Source organism: Dorea sp. YH-dor226, from assembly GCF_039832105.1.
In the GTDB taxonomy this organism is placed as follows: domain Bacteria; phylum Bacillota; class Clostridia; order Lachnospirales; family Lachnospiraceae; genus Dorea_A.
Window position 1 is genome coordinate 288,883 of record NZ_JBDOHS010000002.1, and the last position, 21,963, is coordinate 310,845.

The 21,963-nt window shown below is 43.4% G+C and carries 15 protein-coding genes, 3 tRNA genes and 1 pseudogene; 6 read left to right on the forward strand and 13 right to left on the reverse strand.

What is annotated here, in order from left to right; translation table 11 throughout:
- Positions 1–8: 8 nt before the first annotated feature.
- Together ABE547_RS03185 and ABE547_RS03190 are read right to left on the reverse strand one after the other, a co-directional pair.
- Positions 9–992, reverse strand: a complete 984-nt coding sequence (locus tag ABE547_RS03185; RefSeq protein WP_347377410.1) for an aldo/keto reductase — start codon at positions 990–992, stop codon at positions 9–11.
- On the reverse strand, positions 971–2,941 hold the full coding sequence (locus ABE547_RS03190; RefSeq protein ID WP_347377411.1) for a beta-L-arabinofuranosidase domain-containing protein: 1,971 nt from the start codon (positions 2,939–2,941) through the stop codon (positions 971–973). Before ABE547_RS03190 ends, ABE547_RS03185 begins: the two co-directional genes overlap by 22 nt.
- A gap of 75 nt (positions 2,942–3,016) precedes the next feature.
- On the opposite strand from ABE547_RS03190, the gene ABE547_RS03195 reads away from it, so the two are divergent.
- The gene (locus tag ABE547_RS03195) at positions 3,017–3,697 is read left to right on the forward strand and encodes a YesL family protein (protein ID WP_347377412.1); all 681 of its coding nucleotides are present in this window, start codon (positions 3,017–3,019) and stop codon (positions 3,695–3,697) included.
- Here the strand turns inward: ABE547_RS03195 and yicI are convergent.
- The 6 genes from yicI to ABE547_RS03225 form a co-directional block, all read right to left on the reverse strand.
- Positions 3,694–6,051 carry an alpha-xylosidase gene (gene yicI / locus ABE547_RS03200; protein ID WP_347377413.1) on the reverse strand — a complete coding sequence of 786 codons (2,358 nt, stop codon included), beginning with the start codon at positions 6,049–6,051 and terminating at the stop codon, positions 3,694–3,696. The genes ABE547_RS03195 and yicI overlap by 4 nt on opposite strands.
- 98 nt (positions 6,052–6,149) lie before the next feature.
- A complete protein-coding gene (locus tag ABE547_RS03205; protein ID WP_347377414.1) occupies positions 6,150–7,436 on the reverse strand; it encodes an extracellular solute-binding protein in 1,287 nt (428 codons plus the stop codon).
- A 22-nt stretch (positions 7,437–7,458) separates the two neighbouring features.
- Entirely contained in the window at positions 7,459–8,298 is an 840-nt protein-coding gene (locus ABE547_RS03210) for a carbohydrate ABC transporter permease (RefSeq protein ID WP_347377415.1), read from the reverse strand.
- On the reverse strand, positions 8,298–9,176 hold the full coding sequence (locus ABE547_RS03215) for a sugar ABC transporter permease (RefSeq protein WP_347377416.1): 879 nt from the start codon (positions 9,174–9,176) through the stop codon (positions 8,298–8,300). Before ABE547_RS03215 ends, ABE547_RS03210 begins: the two co-directional genes overlap by 1 nt.
- Before the next feature lie 233 nt (positions 9,177–9,409).
- Entirely contained in the window at positions 9,410–11,518 is a 2,109-nt protein-coding gene (locus ABE547_RS03220; RefSeq protein ID WP_347377417.1) for an alpha-galactosidase, read from the reverse strand.
- The gene (locus ABE547_RS03225; RefSeq protein WP_347377418.1) at positions 11,499–12,548 is read right to left on the reverse strand and encodes a LacI family DNA-binding transcriptional regulator; all 1,050 of its coding nucleotides are present in this window, start codon (positions 12,546–12,548) and stop codon (positions 11,499–11,501) included. Before ABE547_RS03225 ends, ABE547_RS03220 begins: the two co-directional genes overlap by 20 nt.
- Positions 12,549–12,884: 336 nt before the next feature.
- Here ABE547_RS03225 and ABE547_RS03230 point away from each other — a divergent pair, with 336 nt between their 5' ends.
- The gene (locus tag ABE547_RS03230) at positions 12,885–13,838 is read left to right on the forward strand and encodes an AraC family transcriptional regulator (RefSeq protein WP_347377419.1); all 954 of its coding nucleotides are present in this window, start codon (positions 12,885–12,887) and stop codon (positions 13,836–13,838) included.
- Positions 13,839–13,854: 16 nt separating this feature from the next.
- On the opposite strand, the gene ABE547_RS03235 is transcribed toward ABE547_RS03230, so the two are convergent.
- Positions 13,855–13,928: transfer RNA gene (locus ABE547_RS03235), tRNA-Arg, on the reverse strand.
- A gap of 217 nt (positions 13,929–14,145) precedes the next feature.
- Here ABE547_RS03235 and ABE547_RS03240 point away from each other — a divergent pair.
- Complete coding sequence (locus ABE547_RS03240) at positions 14,146–15,012, forward strand: pyridoxamine kinase (RefSeq protein WP_347377420.1); 867 nt, start codon at positions 14,146–14,148, stop codon at positions 15,010–15,012.
- Positions 15,013–15,080: 68 nt separating this feature from the next.
- Positions 15,081–15,165, forward strand: a tRNA-Ser gene (locus tag ABE547_RS03245).
- A gap of 276 nt (positions 15,166–15,441) precedes the next feature.
- On the opposite strand, the gene ABE547_RS03250 is transcribed toward ABE547_RS03245, so the two are convergent.
- Positions 15,442–17,493 carry a TIM-barrel domain-containing protein gene (locus tag ABE547_RS03250; protein WP_347377421.1) on the reverse strand — a complete coding sequence of 684 codons (2,052 nt, stop codon included), beginning with the start codon at positions 17,491–17,493 and terminating at the stop codon, positions 15,442–15,444.
- 179 nt (positions 17,494–17,672) lie between these two features.
- Here ABE547_RS03250 and ABE547_RS03255 point away from each other — a divergent pair.
- Together ABE547_RS03255 and ABE547_RS03260 are read left to right on the forward strand one after the other, a co-directional pair.
- A tRNA-Ala gene (locus ABE547_RS03255) sits at positions 17,673–17,745 on the forward strand.
- Between the two features lie 158 nt (positions 17,746–17,903).
- A pseudogene (locus tag ABE547_RS03260) lies at positions 17,904–18,537 on the forward strand (DUF554 domain-containing protein).
- 20 nt (positions 18,538–18,557) lie between these two features.
- On the opposite strand, the gene ABE547_RS03265 reads toward ABE547_RS03260, so the two are convergent.
- The 3 genes from ABE547_RS03265 to ABE547_RS03275 all read right to left on the reverse strand — a co-directional run bounded on the left by ABE547_RS03265 (position 18,558) and on the right by ABE547_RS03275 (position 21,923).
- Positions 18,558–19,310 (reverse strand): helix-turn-helix domain-containing protein, encoded by a 753-nt coding sequence (locus ABE547_RS03265; RefSeq protein WP_347377422.1) that lies wholly within the window; start codon positions 19,308–19,310, stop codon positions 18,558–18,560.
- Complete coding sequence (locus ABE547_RS03270) at positions 19,307–20,620, reverse strand: histidine kinase (RefSeq protein ID WP_347377423.1); 1,314 nt, start codon at positions 20,618–20,620, stop codon at positions 19,307–19,309. Before ABE547_RS03270 ends, ABE547_RS03265 begins: the two co-directional genes overlap by 4 nt.
- Positions 20,621–20,711: 91 nt before the next feature.
- On the reverse strand, positions 20,712–21,923 hold the full coding sequence (locus tag ABE547_RS03275; protein ID WP_347377424.1) for a DUF6070 family protein: 1,212 nt from the start codon (positions 21,921–21,923) through the stop codon (positions 20,712–20,714).
- Between the last annotated feature and the right edge of the window lie 40 nt (positions 21,924–21,963).

The window sequence follows — 21,963 nt, forward strand, 5'->3', positions numbered from 1 at the left end:
TCATCCTCCTAGAAACCATATTTTTCTATCTTATTACCATCAATATGAATGCCACTTGCCCGGACAAAGTCCTCCAACTGCTCCACACGTGAGACAGCAGCCACCGGAAACACCTGAAATGGCTGATTCAAAAGCCATGCAATCGACAACGCATATAAGGATGCTCCTGTTTCTTCCCGAAGCCTGCACAAAGTCTGGTATCTGTCCAGATTCTCCCGGCTCATATACGCATCCCGCATCGCCTTCGGCATCTCCTTTCCACGATCCAGTTTATCAAAAAAACCATGCGCACCGGAGGAAAACGGAATCATTGGCATCCTGCTTCTCTTGTGCCACTGATAATAGTCTTCATCCATCATCACAAGTGTCGGATCCGGATTCATATTCGCACCCGGATTGACCCTGGCCATGCTCCACTGATTCGATACCGCAGTAAATCCCTGCATTCCGTTTTGCTGTGCATAAGAGAGTGCCTGTTCGATTCTGTACTTTTTATAATTGGATGCACCATAATAACGGATCTTTCCTTCTTTGACCAGTGCTTCCATCACGTCTACAATCTCTGTGATATCCTTTGTTTCATCATCTCTGTGCAGCCAGTAAAAATCAATCCTCTCCATGCCAAGTGTACGAAGGCTTTCCTCCAGATCCTGCCGGATTGCTTCTTCACTGACCCTGGATCTTGAAGGATCCCGAAAATCATAATGCCCGCCCTTGGTAGCAACCACCACCTTCTGATGAGCATGACGTTCCCGCAGCCAGCTTCCGATGTACTGTTCACTGGAATTTCCCAGTCCATCGACCCATTTACAATATACATTGGCAGAATCAATAAAGTTACCGCCTGCTTCCACATAGGCATCCAGTATCTGGTACGCCTGTTCTTTTGTTATCTTCTCACCGAAGCTTCCTGTTCCAAGACAGATATTGCTAAGTTCCAGATCTGTCCCCTTTAACAGGACGCGTTCCATTATCTTCCCACTCTCATCCATACCTGCATCTCTCCATCACTTCGATTATTCCAAAGGAAATACGGAACTGCCGTCACAGCAATCTCTTCTCTGTCTTCAGAATATACATGGTACAGAGATTCCTGATCTGTTCGCATCTGTTCACGCCATCCTCTTCCTTCAAGGATCCGGCTTCGGCCTCCCAGTGTTCCCTCTTTTTCCTTCCACTCACTCTTTGCATCTACCATAATCTGATTCAGATATCTGCCATTATCCTCTTCCTCGAGACAATATACTACCGGGCCACAGACCAGTGCTGCACGACCTCCATTATAATGTACACGCCGATTGGCCTGGATGAGTTCGGGCTTCATCACAAGTTCAAGTACAATTCTGTGATTTCCATTCCAATTTTGCTTCAGATACACATATCCATTCGGCTGAGCGGAAACCTCATGGCAGACACCATCAACAGTAATCACAAACTGTTCCCCACTCCATGCAGGAATGCGAAGTGCAACCGTCAGTGGTTCGTCTGTATCCGCGCTGACATCCAGCGTAATGTTTCCATTCCACGGATACTCTGTTGTCTGTCTGACACAAAGTGTATGTTCCGACAAACGGATCTTAGATTCATTTCCTATATAGAGGTGTACGTATGCAGTATCTTCATCTGCCGTATATATGTATTGCCAGAGTCCTGCAAGTGTCCTTGCAATATTCGGAGGACAACATGCGCAGGAGAACCATTTCTGGCGAACCGGTTTCACATGATTGCGTTCTGTATTCCCATAACAGGTCTCCGGAACTACCTCCAGCGGGTTCACATAAAAGAATCGGTTTCCTTCATAATTCATACCACCTAGGATCGTATTGTACAGTGCCTGCTCCATCACATCCGCATAAGTTCTGTTTACCTCATTTTTTAACATCTTCTGTGCAAAAAACACCAGACCGATAGATGCACAAGTCTCTGAATAGTTCGTATCATTCGGCAGGTCATAAGCTGTCGTAAAAGCTTCTCCGGAATGTGTTGCCCCGATTCCCCCGGTAATATACAGCTGTTTCTGAACAATATTATTCCAGATATTTTTACAGGCATCAAAAAGTTCTTTTTCCTTTGTTCTGGATGCAATATCTGCCATAGCCGTATACATATAGACGCCCCGGACAGCATGTCCTACAGCCTCTTTCTGCCTGCGCACAGGCAGGTGGAACTGATTATAATAACTGTATGGAAACTGGTTATACCAGCGATTCGGCTCCTCTACTTTTGCTTTGGTCCACTGACAGATACGATCTCTTTTCTCAAACTCTTCCTCAAAGAACCGATTTGTACCTCTTGTATCAATAAAATACTGTGCCAGTTCAAAATACTTCTCACTGCCTGTTACATCGTACAGCTTCAGTAATGCAATCTCAATCTCCTGATGTCCCGGGTATCCATGCATCTTTCCTTCTTCTTTTCCAAAGACATCACAGAGATAATCTGCAAGTTTTACCGCCACATCAAATACTTTTTTCTTACCGGTTGCAAGATAATAAGACACAGCTCCTTCAATAAAATGACCCGCACAGTACAGTTCATGGCATTCCAGCACATTGGTCCATTTCTTTTCCGGTGCTTCGATCAGAAAATAAGTATCCAGATAACCACTCTCATCCTGTGCCTTCGCAATGATATCAATCACGCTGTCAGCCTGTGCTTCCAGCTTCTCATCTCTTTCCAGCATCAAGATATTCCCCACTGCTTCCAGCCACTTTGACACATCACTGTCCTGGAATACTTCTCCATAAAAATGCCCTTCCATCTCTCCGGCTGCGATACGGAAGTTATCGATTGCATGACTCGGTTCAGCATCTTCAATCCGGTCATTCAATATCTCCCATTGATAGGGAATTACCTTTTCTCTTACGAGATCTATATAATAACTCCAAAATGAGTCTTTGATTTCACATTCATTTTTTTTCAGCAAACGATAATCACTCATGATTCTTAATCCCTTCTTTCTTGCATTTCATGCATTCTTTTAGTATAATACCACACATACAAAGGAGGTATTTTTATGAGTTTTTTTAACATGGACGGCCCTATATTCCGTTTTTTGAATAAGATGGCAGATCTGTGTATCTTAAATCTGGTATTTATGATCTGCTGTCTCCCTGTGATCACGATCGGTGCTTCCTTAACCGCCTTATACACGGTAACACTGAAGATGTCACGTGATCAGGAAGGTTATATGGCACGCAGCTTTTTCAAAGCTTTTAAAGAAAACTTCAGGCAGGCAACCATGATCTGGGTTCCGTCACTGCTTTTGTTATTTGTTATGCTCGCAGATATCCGGATCTACAGTTCTTCCAATGCCGGAAAATACCAGCCGCTTCTGATCGGGGCATATCTGCTGTTTGTTTTGATCATTTTTCTGATCATTTTTTCTTTTCCGGTTCTGGCAAAATTCAAAAACACAACCGGAAATATTATTAAAAATTCATTTTTAATGGGGATTGGCAGCTTCCAGTGGTCACTCTGTGTACTGATCGTCCTGATTGCTCCGCCCGTCCTTACACTCATGCTCCCACGCAGTCTGAGTTTTGTCTATATGCTCTGGCTGTTATTCGGATTTGCCCTGGAGGCTCTGTGTGCATCCTATATCTTTGACTATAAGATATTTCCAAAATATATAAAAGAAGAAGTTTCCGGATCTTCCGAAGAAGACCCGGACGCTCCCGACATAGCTGAAAACTAAAGTTCAACTACTACTTCTTTGCTTTCCGGTGTTAAGACAATTCCCTTTTCTGTGGTCTCTGCTTTTGCACCGGAAATATTTTTCACTTCTTTTACATTTACGAGAAGATATGTCATGCCTTCCGCAAGCTCATCTGAAGTAAATGTAATCTTTTCTTCAGCTCTGGAAGCTTTTGCAGTCAGAACAACATTTCCCTGAAGATCTGTGATCTCACATTTTGCTTCACATCCATCTTTTAATGCATAGAGCTGTAACTGAACATCTTTTGTATAATCATAATCCGGTCGTTCCTCTTCTCCACCCATAGCAAGCAATGTATTTTCTCTTACATACAGCGGCAGTGAGAAGTAATCATATGTATCTTCCTGCCAGGTTCCTCCTTCTCTTGTCTCTCCGGAAAGAAGGTGTGTCCATGTTCCCTTCGGAAGATAATATTCTACACTTCCATCCTCACGGAAGATCGGTGCTACAAGAATGCTGTCCCCCAGCATATACTGCATATCCAGATACTTCACAGCCGGATCATTGTCAAATTCCAGAATCATAGGTCTCATAGACGGAACACCTGTCTCATGAGAGTTGACTGCGATTCGATAGATATACGGCATCAGTCTTGCTTTCAGTTTAGTAAATGCACGGCAAACATCTACAGACTCCTCATCAAACAACCACGGTACTCTGTAGCTCTTTGATCCATGCAGTCTGCTGTGTGTAGAAAGAAGACCAAACTGCAGCCAGCGCTTGTACACATCCGGAGTTGCTGTCATCTCAAATCCACCCATGTCATGACTCCAGAATGAGAAACCGGATAATACGAAGGATAATCCGCCTCTCAGACTCTCTGCCATAGACGGGTAGGTTGCTGAACAGTCACCGCCCCAGTGAATCGGATACTGCTGTCCGCCAACGGTAGCACTTCTTGCAAAGAGGACTGCTTCACCTTCCCCACGTTCCTTTTCAAGTAATTTGAATACACATCTGTTGTACAGATTCGTATAATAGTTATGCATGCTCTTCGGATCAGAACCGTCAAAGTACTTCACATCAATCGGAATTCTCTCACCAAAATCTGTCTTGAAGCAGTCAACACCCATATCCAGAAGTGTTTTCAGTTTTCCTGTATACCATGCAACCGCATCCGGATTTGTAAAATCAACCAGACCCATTCCCGGCTGCCAGTTATCAATCTGCTTAATTCCCTTGCCATCGGCTCTCTGAACCAGATATCCTTTTTCCATTCCTTCACGGAAGAATGCCGTTCCCTGTGCAATATAAGGATTGATCCATACACAGATCTTCAGTCCACGTTCTTTGTAACGTTTCAGCATTCCTTTTACATCCGGGAAAGTTCTCTCATCCCACTCAAAATCACACCAGTGGAACTCTTTCATCCAGAAACAGTCAAAGTGGAATACACGCAGAGGAATGTCTCTTTCTGCCATTCCGTTGATAAATGAACTGGTCGTTTCTTCATCATAGTTTGTTGTAAAGGAAGTTGTCAGCCACAGACCAAAAGACCATGCCGGCGGAAGAGCCGGTTTTCCAGTAAGATCTGTGTAATTCTCCAGTACGTTTTTCATGGTTTTTCCATAGATTATATGATAACGGATCTCCTCGCCTTCTACTGAAAATCCGACATTCTCTACTTTTTCACTTGCGATCTCAAAAGAAACATTGTCACTGTGATCTACGTATACACCGTAATTTTTACTTGTTACATAAAAAGGAACGTTTTTATAAGAAATCTGTGAAGAGGTTCCCCCATCTTCATTCCAGCAATCTACTACCTGTCCGTTTTTAACGAATGCTGTAAAACGTTCACCGAGTCCGTATACACATTCTCCCGGATCCAGCGAAAGTTCTGTCATCATATATGGCTTGTACTCTGCAGCCATATAATTGTCTTCCGGGAATTTTGTCAATGTCTTTCTGTCATACTGCATATATCCGAGGTTACGGAAGCCGATACTGGTAAGTACTTTTCCTTCTGCCTCAAATGTCACTTTAAAATCCTCGCGGTTTACACGTACAGCCACATTGCCTGCTGTCATAACCGCTTCTTTCTCATTGATTTCTACTTCTGCATTCTGATAATCTTCAAATAGCTCAAAACGTGGCTCTTTCTTATCATAGCCTTCATAATGATAACTTCTCACACTGATGATATCTTTTCTGATGGAAGTAAATTCTGTCGTAATCGTAGATACATCCAGTGCTCCCCCACGATCGGTAATCACTCTTGTCGGAGCTACAACTTTCATACCGTTCGGAATTTTTTCGATAATAAATGCCTGTGCGGCATGCATTGCATTTGCTCTTTCATTCTTTTCCCAATAACCTTCTGTAAATTTCATATTAGGCCTCCTGATAAACTATTTAATTATAAAAAAACAGGGGAAAGCAAAGCTTTCCCCCCTTAAAGCAAATCTAATTCATTATTGAATTACTTTGATTAGTTAGAAGATCCGTCGATTTCAGCCCATTTTGCTTCAATAGCTGCCATTGTCTCTTCTCTTGTAGCCTGTCCACCGATGTAAGCCTGCATAGCTTCACCAGCTGCAGTGTGGAAGCTGTCTGTTGAGTAGATAACTCCAAGTGGAGCACTTCCTTTTTCTGCTACAGATGCATTACCCTGAGTGATGACTGCATAGTCAGACTCACCGTCAACTTCGATTGGAGGAACAACGCCTGCAACGTCTGTGAACCATGCTTTACCATAATCAGATGTATACCACCAGTTAATAAAGTTCAGAACTGCTTCTAAGTTCTCAGAATCTTTGCTGATACGAAGAGCCTGGTCAGAACCTGTGATAACCTGGCAGTCTGCCGGATCATCAGATACCGGATAACCATTGAATCCGATGTTGATATCTGGATTGATCTGTTTCACATCTTCTTCAACCCATGCACCCTGTCCAACCATAATAGCAGCTTCGCCATTTGCAAATGCAGCTTCTTCTGCACTCAGGTCAGCTTCCAGAGGTTTTGCATCTCCGTTGTCTTTTACAAGATCGATAAAATCAAAGAAGTTCTCAGAAATGATCGGGTAGTCCTCTAATTTACCTTCGCCTGCTTCCATAGAAGCTACAAATGCCTGATAATCTTCAACAGCAGCTCCTGCATAGTGCTGGAAGATGTGTTTGAATACCCACCACTCAGCGAATCCGCCTGTGAATGCTGTAATTCCTGCATCATTTAACTTAGCAACACAGTCGTTCAGTTCTTCAACTGTTTCCGGCATCTTCTCAACTCCTGCTTCTTCAAGAAGATCCATGTTATAAAGTAATCCAAAGTAGTTTCCTTTAATTGCGATACCGTATACGCCTTCTCCGTTTGCATCCTTCATTGTATCAGCTACAGCCGGAAGCATGGTATCCATCAGTGCTTCACCAGACAGATCATAAGAATACTCTTTGTATACTTCGATCTCTTTTCCTGATGTGGAAGAGAAGATATCCGGTGTATCCCCAGAGTTCAGTTTTGCTTTCAGCAGTGTAGGATAATCGTTCTGAGTTGTCTCATAATTGATTGTTACATCCGGTTCAACACTCTTGTACTCTTCGATCAGAGCATTGATTGCATCTGCGTACTCAGGCTGAGAAATGAACATATAGATTTCCCCAGAGCTTCCGCTTCCGCCTTCTTCGCTGCTGTCAGCTTCTTTGTTTCCGCCACAGCCTGCTAACATTGTAGCAACCATAGCAACACACAATAATGCGCTTACCAGTTTCTTTTTCATAATATTCTCTCCTTTTTCTTTTTTATCCTTTAACAGCACCGGCAACAACACCTTCTACAATATACTTCTGCAGGAATATGAAGATAATGATAGACGGCAGGATTGCAAGTACCATCGCGGCCATTGCGTAATGCCACTGTGTATTGAACTGACCTACGAATGTATAAGCAGCCAGTACAAGTGTCTTTGTCTCGTTGGAACTGTTAACCATCAACAACGGTAACAGGAAGTCATTCCAGATCCACATAACATCCAGTACGATCACGGTAAATGTTACGGACTTCAATAATGGAAAGATAATGGAGCGGAATGTTCTGAATGTTCCGGCACCATCAATAAATGCACTTTCGTCAATTTCTTTCGGAATCGTTGACATAAAGTTACTGTAGATAAATGCAGCCATCGGAATACCAAATCCCCAGTACTGAATACCAAGACCCACTCTGCTGTTGGAAAGATGAATGACATTCATAACCTTCAGCAATGTGATCATGATCGTCTGAAACGGGATCAGCATCGGTGTTGTAATCAGTAATGAAGCAATTGCCGTATATTTATTTCTTCTTCTGTTCAGTATGTATGCGGAAGAAGAAGCAAATATAATAATACCCGCAATACCGATGATAGTGATCATCAGGTTGTTAAAGAACAATTTGCCATACTGCATCTTATCGATAACATATGCATAGTTCGCAATCTCAATCTTACTCGGCAGTGCAATAACATCTGATACAACCTCACCAAATGGTTTTACAGAGTTGATAAACATCAGGAACACCGGATAAATATAAAACACTGCTGCAATCGCCATAATCAGTGTAAGGATGATCAGTTTTAATTTCTTTTTCTGTGATAAAGTCATTACAAATCAACCTCCCTACTCTTCATAATCTTCATAGCTACCTGTGTGATTACCAGTACTACTACAAAGAATACCAGTGATTTTGCGGAACCCAGACCATAATTGTTATTCTGGAATGCTTCACGGTAAATATCAAGTGTCGCACTGTATGTCGTTCCTCCGGGTCCACCCTTGGTCAATGCCAGAATAATATCGAATACCTTCAATGCATTTGTCAGAGACATGAACACACATGTTGTGATGGAAGGGCCAAGCAATGGAAGTGTTACTTTAAAGAATCTTGTCCAGGATGTTGCTCCATCTACCGTTGCCGCCTCAAGCACATCCCCGGGCACTGCCTGAAGACCCGCAATGTAAAGCACGATATAAAATCCCAATGACTGCCACACACCAACGATTACAATCGCCAGAAAGGCCAGATTGCTTTCTCCCAGCCAGCTCCAGTTCAGAAATCCCCATCCGGTCTTTTCGAACAATACTTCGAATCCCTGGGAAAAGATAAATTTCCAGATGAAACCAACGATGATCATACTCATGATGTAAGGTACAAAGAACATACCTCTCATGAGGTTTGCTAATCTGATTTTCTGTACAAGTGCCACTGCAATTGCAAGTGCAAGAACATTAGAGAAAATCATAAAAAGTATGGTATACTTTCCTGTAAAGATCAGACTCTTCATAAACTCCGAAGAACCGCTGAATACCCTCTTGAAGTTTTCGAGTCCGATAAATACTGGTTCCTTTGCTATACCATTCCATTGTGTCAATGAATAGTAACCACTCATTACAAACGGAATATAGATAGTAATCGTAACCAGAATGATTGCCGGAATTGTGTACAGGACACTCTCCCAGAACTGTTTCTTTTTACGTCCCATTCTAACGTATTCCTCCTCCCTTTGTTTCCTTTGTAACTCTATATCCAATTATACGTTCCCGCCCCCAAAGTGTCAATAGGTTTTTTAGCAAACCTAACTAACAAAATCGTGTTTTGTGCATTTTTTATATTCTTTTTGTATACCAAAAAAACTTATTTTTTATTATTTTTTTACAAAAAAAGACACCATTTCGGGACTTATCAGCCCCGAAATAATGTCAATTTTCACGAATTTTATCGGATATTCAATTCAAATACTCTCGCAGAAGGCACGTACGGAAGTTTTACCGTAAGAATCCCTGTCTGAGCATTCCACCTGTAATCACAGTTCCCTTCAGAAGGATATGCACACCTTACATCCAGTTTTCTTCCCTGAAGGTGCGGAATCGGAAGTTCCATATATTCTCCGCCGCCTCTTCGCCACACAGACAGATAAGTCGCCCGACCGCCTCTCAATCCAAGGCTCACCCAGTCATCAGAAAACGAAGAAAATCCAAGTGGCCAGAATGGATAGGAACTTCTGATATCAGAACGAATCGACTTATAATAATCCAGACCTTCTTTCACCAGTTCCCTTCTTTCCGGAGCAATATCCACCATATGTCCACTTTGGTGTACACGCATCAGCATCGCATTGACCATATTAAAAATGGTCTCTTCTTTATCACCTTCTATTCTCGGATAAGACCAGATCGCCGACTGCTCCATAGTTACTCCCAGAGGTGAATTTGCTGCAATCGTAGCATAATTCAGATATCCTTCCTGATCGCTGGTTGACTGGATACTGTGCCTTTGCAGCATGGCATAATCCATCCGAAGTCCTCCGCTGGAACAATTTTCAATAATCAGATGCGGATATTTTTCAAATATACCGTCCAACCACTGAAGATATGCTCGTTCATGCCCAAGGAGCCCGTCTCCCGCACTGTCAGCATTCACCTCTGTACCCAGTCCCGGTTCTATATTATAATCCATCTTAATATATCCAACCCCATACTCCTGCACCAGACGGTCAATCACCTCTGTCGCATGTGCACGTACCGCGGGATGTCTGAAGTCAAGCTGATACCTGCTTCTATCGAACACTCTTTTCCCATGCCTGTGGAAAAAGCATTCCTCCGGCATGTCCTTCACCTTCGGACAATGAATGCCCATCACTTCCAGCTCCAGCCAGAGTCCGGGTATCATGCCTTTGGATCTTATATAGTCAATGACCTCTTTGATTCCATTCGGGAACCTCTTATCGGACGGAAGCCATTCTCCTACTTCATCCCACCAGTATCCATCTGCATACCAGCCTGCATCGATACAATAATATTCACAGCCAATCTCCGCCGCTGCATCAATCAAAGGAAGTTCCTTTTCCGTTGTCGGCTCTGCCCACAGACAGTTCATATAGTCATTAAAAATGACCGCGAGTTTCTCATTATCTTCATTCGGTCTACGGATTCTCCGACGGTATTTTGTAAGCTCTTCTGCCATCTCCTCATATCCGCCGCATACGGATCCCACTGCCGCAGCAGCAGAAGTAAAACTCTCCCCCGGTTTCAGACATCTGAACCAGTGTGACTGATTTTCCGTCGGACCGGAAAGCTGAAGATACAGATGATTCGTCTGATCACTGATCTCCCAGTGCCAGGAACCATTCTGCTCAATCTGCCAGAACAGTCTGCTTCCGGTTTCCGCATTGGATACACAGCCCATAGGGAGAAATTCTTTCGCCGACCAGTTTCCGGTATTGGATATTCCAAAAGCTTTGGACGAACGCAGCGCAAGATCCGGCTGTGACTGTTCCAGTCCGAGCTGCGAAAGTGTATACTCCTTCCACTGTACCTCTCTTTGCCAGGAATTATGGATCACCGCCACTTTCATCTTCTGATCCTGCGGCAGTATCCCTTCTTTTTCAAGTCCATTCAGATTAAAAGAAGTCACATATTCCAACACCTGTTCTTTAGAACCGCGATTCTCCACAACGCTGTAACATCTGACCATTGCAATCCCATCATAAAACTGAAAATGGCTTGTCACATAGATTCCGGTCTCTTCATCACAGGTGACAAATTCCAGCTTACGCCCATATGTATTGTGCCCATCCTTATGTGACACGTATTTCATGCGATATCCGGGCGCTGTCACCGTATACTTTGAACCATGTCTTTCTTCCGGACGATCCAGACCTGCAAGTTCGATCTCCACAAGCCGGAACCCCGTCTTTTCATAGTCATTCCTGATAAGTTCTTCCTGAAACGGAAGCTGCGAAAAATGAAGGAATTTAACTTCATTCTGATCAGTGATCTCAAACACCAGGTGAAGCCCATTCTCACTAATGTTGATTTTCTGCATCCTTCTGTTCCTTTCCATTCAAACAAACGCTGTCCCTTTCTATCAGACAGGTTTCTACTTCTATTTCTTTCTCTTCAATCTGCTTTCCATCCAGCAGTTCCAGCATAAGCTGTGCAGCAATCTCTGCCTTTTTTACGCTGTCAATCCGAATCGTGGTAAGTCCGGGGACACTCAGTCCTGCAAATACGTCATCATCACAGCCTACAACAGATATGTCTTCCGGAATCCGAATATGCTGCCTCTTAAAATATCCGATCGCTTCTGCAGCATTAAAATCCGTAGAGAAAAAAACAGCCGCATGCTGTCCTGCATATTCTGCCAGTCTCTGGTATGCTTCCATCCTCTCCTCACGTGTCACTCCGAGCATAATTTCTTCAAGTTGAACAGATTCTCCCAACTTTTCCCTGTAGACCTTTACTGCACCTTTATACCGCCGGTGATCGGCACCTTTTTTTGAGTTGGCCGCATATACAATCTTACGTATTCCCTGCTGCAGCAGATAGTGTGTCATCTCTTCTCCGGCAAGCTCATCTGTTGAAGTAATATTATAGCACCCTTCCACATGAGAAATATCCACATCCATATCGATAGATACTACCGGTTTTCCTGTGAGTTTCTTTATCTCCTGATAATATTGGGGGGGCAGGGATATCGAAACCACTCCATCAACATTCCACCCAAGAATCATCCTCATGACTTCCTGCATATCTTTCGAAGAACATATCATGATATAATAACCCTTCTCGCGGAACGCACTTTCCAGTGTACCTATAACCGAACCATAAAATGGTCTTTCATACGGAGATCTCTCCACAAATTCCGGGGTACTGATCAATACTCCAATTATGTTAGACTTCCGGTTTGTCAATGCACTCAATCCAAATCGCGGCACATAATTTTTCTCCTCCAGGATATCCTGGATCTTCTTTACCATCTCAGGAGACACCTTTTTTGTCCTGCCGTGCAGTACATTGGAAACAGTTGTTGCACTGACGCCAACTTCTTCTGCTATTTCTTTAATCGTAATCATTTTCCCTCTCCAGACCAATACAAAACTATACTTAACATTATTATAGTATTATAGTACAAAATATACTAATTTGAAACATTTGTTTCAAATATTTTGCCGATCCCAAATGACACTTCTTTTGGCAGCCGGCAGAAACTAAAGAGTTACGGGACGATTTTAATATCAGAGTTACGATTGCTGCTTTCGGAAGCGTCCAAAAATAAATCACATCATCAGTATATCTTTTTCCTATCTTTACGCAAATGTAAAACGGTGATATTTTTTTGTACTATAGCGACTTATATATTGTATGTTTTTCCAACCTGTGCTATAAGATAGGGGGAGGAGGAAACACTTATGAGCCCAATATTCTACTTAAAATCCGATATACTTCCACATATTTCTTATCTGGGACAGACTGTGACTCCGGAGAACTGGAAGCATTTCCATCGAAAAAACACCGAATACATACTGTACTTCATTGCATCCGGAGAAATGTATATGAACGAAAACGGAATCGAATATCCTTTAAAACAGGGAGATATCATTCTGCTGGAGCCGGGATATGAACAGATCGGATATCAGCCTGCAAAATGCACCTATTACTTCGTGCATTTTAATCCATCCACTTTTTCCAGACAATGTATTGAGACAGAAGAAGAGATCCAGAACATGATACGCACAGATCTTCATAATAATTATACTGCACCGTCCATCTCTGAATCTCATTATACCGATACATTTATCACAATTCCCAAATATATGCACATTGATAACCCGCAGACATTTTCTCAGATTACGCAGCAGATCATCTCTGCAATCCAGCGGGAACAGACCAGACATATGTACTACAAATCCATTTCTTCCGGACATATTGTTGAAATGCTATCCTTATATTCCAGCTACTGGATGCTTCATGCTTATGACCAGTCGCCATCCAGCAGCAGTGCTGCAATGTATGACAAGATCAATGAACTGCTGGATTATTTCCACTCATCCTATCAGCAGAAGATTACCAGTACTTCAATCGAACAGTTGCTTTCCGTCAATTTTGATTACCTGAACCGCATATTTAAAAAACAGACGGGATCCACCATATTCGCCTATCTGAACCGCTACCGGCTGGAGCATGCCATGCAGTTGCTCCTTACTACAACACTGCCTTTAAATGAGGTTGCAGAAAAAACCGGATTTTCTGATGAATATTATTTTAACCGTGTTTTCAAAAAGCACATTGGCATTACTCCGGCAAAATACAGGAAGTCCGGAAATTCCCCAGAAACCGTACAATACAAAAAGCCTTGCAGATAACCTGCAAGGCTTTACACGTGCGCGAGAAGATTCGAACTCCCGACCTTCTGGTCCGTAGCCAGACGCTCTATCCAGCTGAGCTACGCGCACATAACTGTAATTCATCACCACAGCGAAATTTATTATATCCTACTATTTCAAATATGTCAACATCTTTTCCAAATTTTTTTCATTTTTTCCATATTTGTCTTTTTTGCTTCAACTGGCCCGTACACATTCCCCTTATCTGGTCTTTCCAAAAAATCCACATTAATGCTAAAATATAGCATACAAATTTTCGGGAATAACCTTGAAAGGAGTCTTTGCCATGAAAAAAATTGCTGTCATCAACGATTTATCCGGACTGGGGAGATGCTCACTGACAGCTGCGATCTCCGTCCTCTCAGCGATGGGCGTACAGGCCTGTCCTCTTCCGACAGCCATATTAACGGCTCAGACGGAATACCCCAGCTATTATTGCGATGATTACACAGATAAGATGGATATCTATCGTCTGGAATGGCTGAAACTGAATCAGCACTTTGACGGTATCTATACCGGATATGTTGCAAGTGTCCGCCAGATTCAGCAGATTCTTCACTTTATTGACACCTTCAAAGAACCCGACACTTTCCTGCTGGTCGATCCTGTCATGGGAGACGACGGACAGACCTATGATGTATATACCCCGGAACTGTTAAACCAGATGAAACAGCTGGTATCACGTGCCGATATCATCACTCCCAACCTGACAGAGTTCTGTCTTCTGACAGATACGGATTATCATGCACTTCTCAGACCGGATCTGTCAGAAGAAGATATCATCCGCAGGCTGCAGACTCAAAGCCGGATCCTTTGCAGGGATAATGAAAAGACCATCATCATCACAGGAATATGCATAAACGATTTCGATTCTGCACCACAGATCGGCAACCTCTATCTTCATGGTACGGAATGTTCTTTTACTTCCACCCCCTATATCGGAGGCAGCTACTCCGGGACCGGTGATCTGTTTGCATCCTGCATGGCAGGTGGTATTGCCCGCGGAGATGCACTCCCTTCTCTTCTGAAAACGACAGGAGAATTTCTGGAAAACTCTCTGAAGGACTCTGTGCGGGAAAAAGTTCCTTATAATGATGGTGTGAACTACGAAAAATTTCTCTCCATACTGATGCCGGGGAAAGAAAATGTATAAACTTAATAAAAAATAAAAACAATTTAGGTATTCACAGTGTTCAGTCTTCTGTGTTATAATGCTTTCATGCAGCAGTGGTCGAGCGGCTGATGGCATCTGCCTCGAAAGCAGAAGAGCCGAAAGGCTCCGGGGGTTCAAATCCCTCCTGCTGCGTTTCTTTTTTTATTAATTATACGCTCTTATGGTTTTCTTAAGAATTTTTAGAAATCTTTCCCATTTCTGACATATCCGATTCATAATTTCACGCTACAATAAATATATCAAATAAAGAAGACGGTGGTTGTGCTTAACACCTGAATACATTTGCATGATTACCGGACTTCGCCTAACAACAAGTAAAATTTACATAGATTATTCCATTTCCTTCCAAAAAGAGACCAGTAGTATTCTACCGGTCTCTTTCACATTCTCTCCACAATGACAGTCCCTTTATAATAATTCTTCTTTCGTCATACGTATCTTTTTCCATTCGGACTGCGGTGTATAATTCCGGGATAATCCATCATCACTATACAGGACATATTCTGCCACATCATCAGTATATCCGATCCATTGAAGCTGTTCTTCGCTGACATCCCCGGTAGATCTGACTTTTACATCCAGAACCGCAAGCGGCAGCATATATCCTTTCCGGACAAACAGGACGACTTCATCTATCGCCACGTCGATGTAGTGGTGTCCCTTCGGAAGCACTTTACATGTTCTGTCATCCAGAGAGCGCATGGACACCATCAGCATATCCTCGGGCAGATACACATATCTTCCCTTTGCATTCTGTACATAGACCGGAGCAATCATGATGCTTTCACCAACCAGAAGCTGATCTTCTACACGGTATGCCTGCTCATCCTCCGGATAATCAAATGCCAGCGGACGGAAATACATCTCATCCTTCAGCACTGCCTTCATATATTCGCTGTAGATATACGGAAGAAGTCCATAGCGCATACGAATGATATTCCGGAATGACTCCAGACGTTCAAACCGATATACTTCCTGTCTTCTGGTTCCCATCGCCGCATGATTGCGCATCAGAGGTGTGAATAGCGCAAACTCCAGCCAGCGCATCATCAGATCTTCCGTCGTATCGCTGCCAAACCCTCCGATATCCGAACCGGTATACAGAATTCCACACATGTTCAGTGACGGCATCTGCTGAATACTGAGAAGGAGCTGACTCCACCAGGCATTATTGTCTCCGGTCCAGATGCCGCCATAGCGGTGCATCCCAATATAAGAAGATCTGGAAAACAGCAGCGTCCGCCGATCCGGCGCGATCTGATCAAATGCCTCCGCAGCAGCCCTTGTCATATTGAAACCATACAGATTATGCACTTTATCATGACGAACCTTTACCCCATCCATATTGTGATAAAAGCTCTGATAATCTACCGCACTGTTTGAAAGTCCGGATACCAGATCTCTCATGTGGAAGAATTCATAGAGATCCAGATTTTTTCCTTTCATTTCATCCAGCTCTTCCAGAACCTTTTTCAGATTCTTTTCCGAGTAAAAGATTGCAGGTTCATTCATATCATTCCAGAATCCATCGATCCCCTGCTCCATCAGGAAACGGTATTTACCGCCAAACCATGCTCTTGCTTCTGCATTCAGCACATCCGGGAAATGTACCTTACCCGGCCACACTGCTGCCACAAAGTCCTCCCCATCCTCATCCTTGCAGAAATAGTTCTTCTGAACCCCTTCTTCATAGACCTGGTATCCCTCTTCTATTTTCACCCCGGCATCAATGATCGGAACCAGATGGACTCCCCGCTCTTTCATCTCTTCCGTAAAATTCTTAAAATCCGGAAACGTTTCCTGATTGACCGTAAAGTCTTTATATCGTTCCATATAATCAATATCCAGATAAACGGCATCCAGTGGAATTCCATTCTGATGATGCCCGTCCACAACTTCCCGGACTTCATCCTCCGTCATATAACTCCACCTGGACTGCTGGTATCCAAACGCCCACTTCGGTGCGATATAGCTGGTCCCGATCAGCTTTCGGAACTGTTTTACGATATCTTTAAGACATTCTCCTTCCACCACATAGACCACACAGTCTTTGCCCGCCGTAATGGCAAGCTCATCCATCCGGGTCTCGCCGACATCGAAAATGACTGTCCCCGGATCATCCACAAAGATTCCAAAGCTTTGCGCTTTATGCTCTTCTTCTGATTTCTTTGCGCGATTCAGAATCAGAAAGTTATGTACTCCATATAATGAATGCTTATTCTCCGTATGGTGTGGATCGTCCGTTGCATTACTGATATAGGAGAATCCCCGTTTATTCATGCCGCGGACCTGTTCGCCAAGACCGAATACCACGTCCTCATCCTCCATACGGCAGGACAAACGAATTGCATCCTCTTTCACTTCTGCCTGCATCAACGTTAATTCCTGCTTACTTTCCGACACTTCCATCACAACAGCATGCGTATCCATCGGATGACCAAACACATATTTACAGATCATACTCTGTATCCTCCTCTGCTTATCTGTTTTTCTATATCACATTCATTATATCCTATCCACAGATAAATGCAGTAGTATTATTTACAATTTGTCATTTAAAATCTTCTCTATTGATTTCGCTAAATCCAGTGCTATAATATCTTATATGGAAGCATGGTACAGACGATTGCTTCTTTTTTGGGGCATTAGCGCAGTTGGGAGCGCGCCACATTCGCATTGTGGAGGCCACGGGTTCGAATCCCGTATGCTCCATTTTTTTCATCTTCCTTTATATTCCCACAGTGCAGAGCAGAAATCCATTTACATTTTCTCGCTTTAAAGTAATAAAAAAGTGGTGTAATTACCGGAATCAGTGCTATAATGTGCTTTAGAAAAATCAGATTACAGACAGACATCGGGAGGAAAAGAACATGATAGGACTTGGAACAATAATCAACACAGCGGCTGTCGTTGCAGGCGGTCTGCTCGGACTCTGCGTAAAAAAAGGAATGCCGGACCGTATGCAGGAAGGGAACCATGCTCCTTGTACTCTCGCTGGTTCTCGGTTCGTTTCTCGGAGAATGGATTGACATTGAGCAGAAGCTGGAACTTGCAGGCGAGAAGATCCGTACTGCAGTCAAAGCCAAAAATGATGGGAAATTTGTCGACGGATTCGTCAATGTATCTCTGATCATCTGCATTGGCGCAATGGCAATTGTGGGTTCCATTCAGGACGGTATCAGCGGCGATTATTCCATGCTGGCGGCAAAAGCAGTCCTTGATTTTGTAATCGTAATGATCTTTGCATCCACCTATGGGCTCGGTGCCGTATTTTCCGCAATACTGATATTTCTGTATCAGGGAAGCATCACTTTGTTTGCAGCTCTGTGTGGTTCTTTTGCCAGTGATGCCCTGATCAGTGATCTTTCTTATGTAGGTTCTGTTCTGATTTTCTGTGTGGGAATCAACGTAGGATTCGGAAAACGTGTTCGTGTCGGAAATATGCTTCCGTCTCTGATCATTGTAATCCTCTACCATATCATGCAGGGACTGCATCTGTCATAACCAGAAGCCCTTCTGCTCTTCTACTCTCCGGCTTTTGCGTCTTCCAGAAAATCTCTTCTGTATTGAGAAGGCGTACTGCCTTCTGCCTTTTTAAATGCCTTGGTAAACACCCGGTAATCTCCATATCCGGACTGTTCCGCAATCTCTGCCACTGACAGAGATGTTGCCAGCAGAAGTTTTTTCGCCTTTTCCATCCGGATGTTCGTAAGATAAGCCAGAAATCCAACTCCGATCTCATTTTTAAACAGCTGACTGATATACTGTGGATTCATATGAAATTCTTCTGCCAGAACAGACAGACTGATATCTTCCGAAAGATGTTTCTGCATGTATCTGGTGATACCTGTGATTACACGTTCTTCCTGCTCCACCGGTTCTTCCGCTGTCCGCTGCTCAAACAGTGATATCTTAAGATTGTCAATACAGGTACCGAACTCTTCATAATTCACAGGCTTTAAGATATAATCTGTGATCTGAAGTCTTAGAGCCTGCTGGCAATAGGAAAAATCATCATATCCGGACACGATCACATAAGCAATCTGCGGATGCTTGATACGACTGAGCTGAATAACCTTTAATCCACTCATGATCGGAATATTGATATCCATGATCACAATATCCGGATTCAGGGTATCAATCTGTGCCAGTGCTTCCATCCCGTCAGCCGCCTCGCCGACCACTTCACAGTCATGAGCTTCCCAGTCAAACAGCTTCTTAAATCCCTCTCGAATCATAATCTCATCATCAACTAATAACACTTTTAACTTTTTCATTCTCTGACCTCCCAGGTGATTGGCAGCCTCATGTGTGCAGTGACTCCTCCATCTGTATTTTCTGTATACCACAGACCACAATCCTGCCCACACAGATATTTGATGCGTTTTTGTACATTTAAGATACCGATGCTGTTTCCCTCCAGCTTTGGCGCCTGTCTGTCATATTGAAGTAGCATCCGGTCAATCTTTTCTTTTTTTCCTTCCGCGAATCCACTTCCGGTATCCATAACCTGGATTTCCATGCGTTTCTCATTTTCCGGAAGTTTCTGTGCCACAATCCGTACCTTTCCCTGATATCCTTTATTCTTAAGTCCATGGAGAAGACTGTTTTCTACAATTGGCTGTAAGATAAAGTTCGGCACTTTCACTCCGCCAAGATCCGGATCTATCTCATACTCACACTCAAGTTTCGGATAACGGTAACACATCAGCTCCATATATGCTTCCAGTAATTCCAGTTCGTCATCCAGCTCCACCATCTGCCGGTCTACTTTTACACTGAGTCTGAAAAAATCCACCAGACGCATCAGAAGATCAGCGACCTTCCTGTCCCCGTTCAGCTGTGCCTGGATCCGGATGGCATCCAGTGTATTATATAGGAAATGAGGATTCACCTGACTTTTCAGATATAACATGGACATCTTCTGCTCCGTCAGTTCCGCCCGCAGAATATCCGGATTCTCAAGCGTCAGATAAAATGCCAGGGTCATCAGCGTCATTCCCATTCCACTGATCAGCCAGGTCGGATGGAACGCCTGCAACAGAGATACAAAGATCATGATCAGCAAAGCTACTCCAATCGCAAACTTTTTCTTTTGTTCGATCTCTTTCCAGTTTACCAGCAGCATCCATGCACACAACAACAGATAAAATGCCGTGCTGACATAACATACTTCTGCATGAATTCCGTCCGAATAATTGCCCTGCGGCGTGACCGCATAATGGATCGGAAGAACAACCGTCGCTACTGCCGCCACCACCAGATAGATCTTTGCGGCCAGATTCAGCCAGCGAAACTTTCCGGTTCCTTCATCCACCAGAATTGCCATATAGTGGTAGAACAGATATACAATCAAAGACATGGATCCGATAAAGATCCGGTGCAGGATGTCATTGAGTAACCGGGGCACCGTATCCAGGTGATTTACGGTATATACGGTAGCCGCATCAAACACCAGATGAATAATCAGCGCAACCAGCAGAATTGAAAATGTTCTGTGAAGCGGGGTGTATTTCCGGCCCGCCGAAAAATATACATATGCCACAAAGACAAGAATCAGAATCAGTGCGATTTCCATTCGAAGCATTCTCGTCACCTCCTACAGTCATTGTACCCGACAGGACGAAACAATGCCAGACAGATTATAGAGAAGTATGTGTTTATTTTTTAGAAAGCTTCTATTCTGATCCCGCGTAATATCGTTCCCACTCTTCTTCCGTCAGGCGTGGCTTATACCATTGAGGAGAAGCTGTCTCATCCTGACAGAGGACTTTATTCGACAGATACTGACAGCTTCCGTTGTCCAGCGGACGCACTACCAGTTCACTGACGATCACCTGATCCAGCATCCGGATCTCCCATACTCCTTCAATCGTCAGCTTCAAAGTACCGTCACCCTGCTCTTCACAATCCACCACTTCCGGATATGGCTCATAGGGCCACTCAAAATCATACCTGCCTCTCGGCCGGTAACGATAGGTCTGGCGATCCGGATCATATACCGTATTCTCCTCAATCGTAAGATCATCTACCGGAAGATACGTCTGTATCACTTCTTCAAATTCTTCTTTTGAGACTTCGTATTCCATGCCCTCTCCGTAGTCGTCATGTGGTGCATACCGGTTATATTTCATGTGGTACATCAATTCATACAGATCATAAAATTCCAGATTTGAATAGTCCTGTTCATTCCAGTCCATGATCAACATGTTATTCTTTTCATACCCGATGGGCATGACATACCGCTGATTCAGTTCTCTGAACGTTTCTTCCATCGGACGAATCCGGAATCCCTTCTGTCCGGGAGCGCCATCAAATCCCAACGGCTGATACTCCTCGATAAAAAAATATCCTTTTTCCGTATATTTCCACGAATAAGCTTCATACGCTCGATATTGCTCAGATTTCGGTTCATCCGCTTCCCATTCCAGTGTACTGATACTGACATTCATCTTTCCCCGGCATGTCTCAATATCATAACGAATCAGCTCTCCCTGATCCGACACAGAAAAAATCGTAATCTCTGTGCTCTGCTTTTTCTGTGCTTTCTCACAGAACTCTTCCGCAAGCTCAGCATTTACCATATCAATCTGATTATTCACATCCACTGCCACATATCCGGCACGCCCAAGATACGCTATGATTTCTTTCTGTAACTCCAAAGAATCCAGTGTTCCTTCCTGCTTCGCGCTTTCATACAGATCTCTGTATCCTTCAGCCAGTGCTTCCGTTTCCTGATTGACCACCTGTTCCTGCGTCTGACTGCCCGTCTGTGCTTTTTCTGCTTCCGTTCTTCCCTGAGTTTTATTCCTCATGGTACATCCCATACATATCGTCATACATATCGTCATACATATGATAAGGATAAGTCCCGTATATCTGATCTTCATGCCTGCTCCTTTTTGTCTTACATTTGTAGTTTTTATTAAT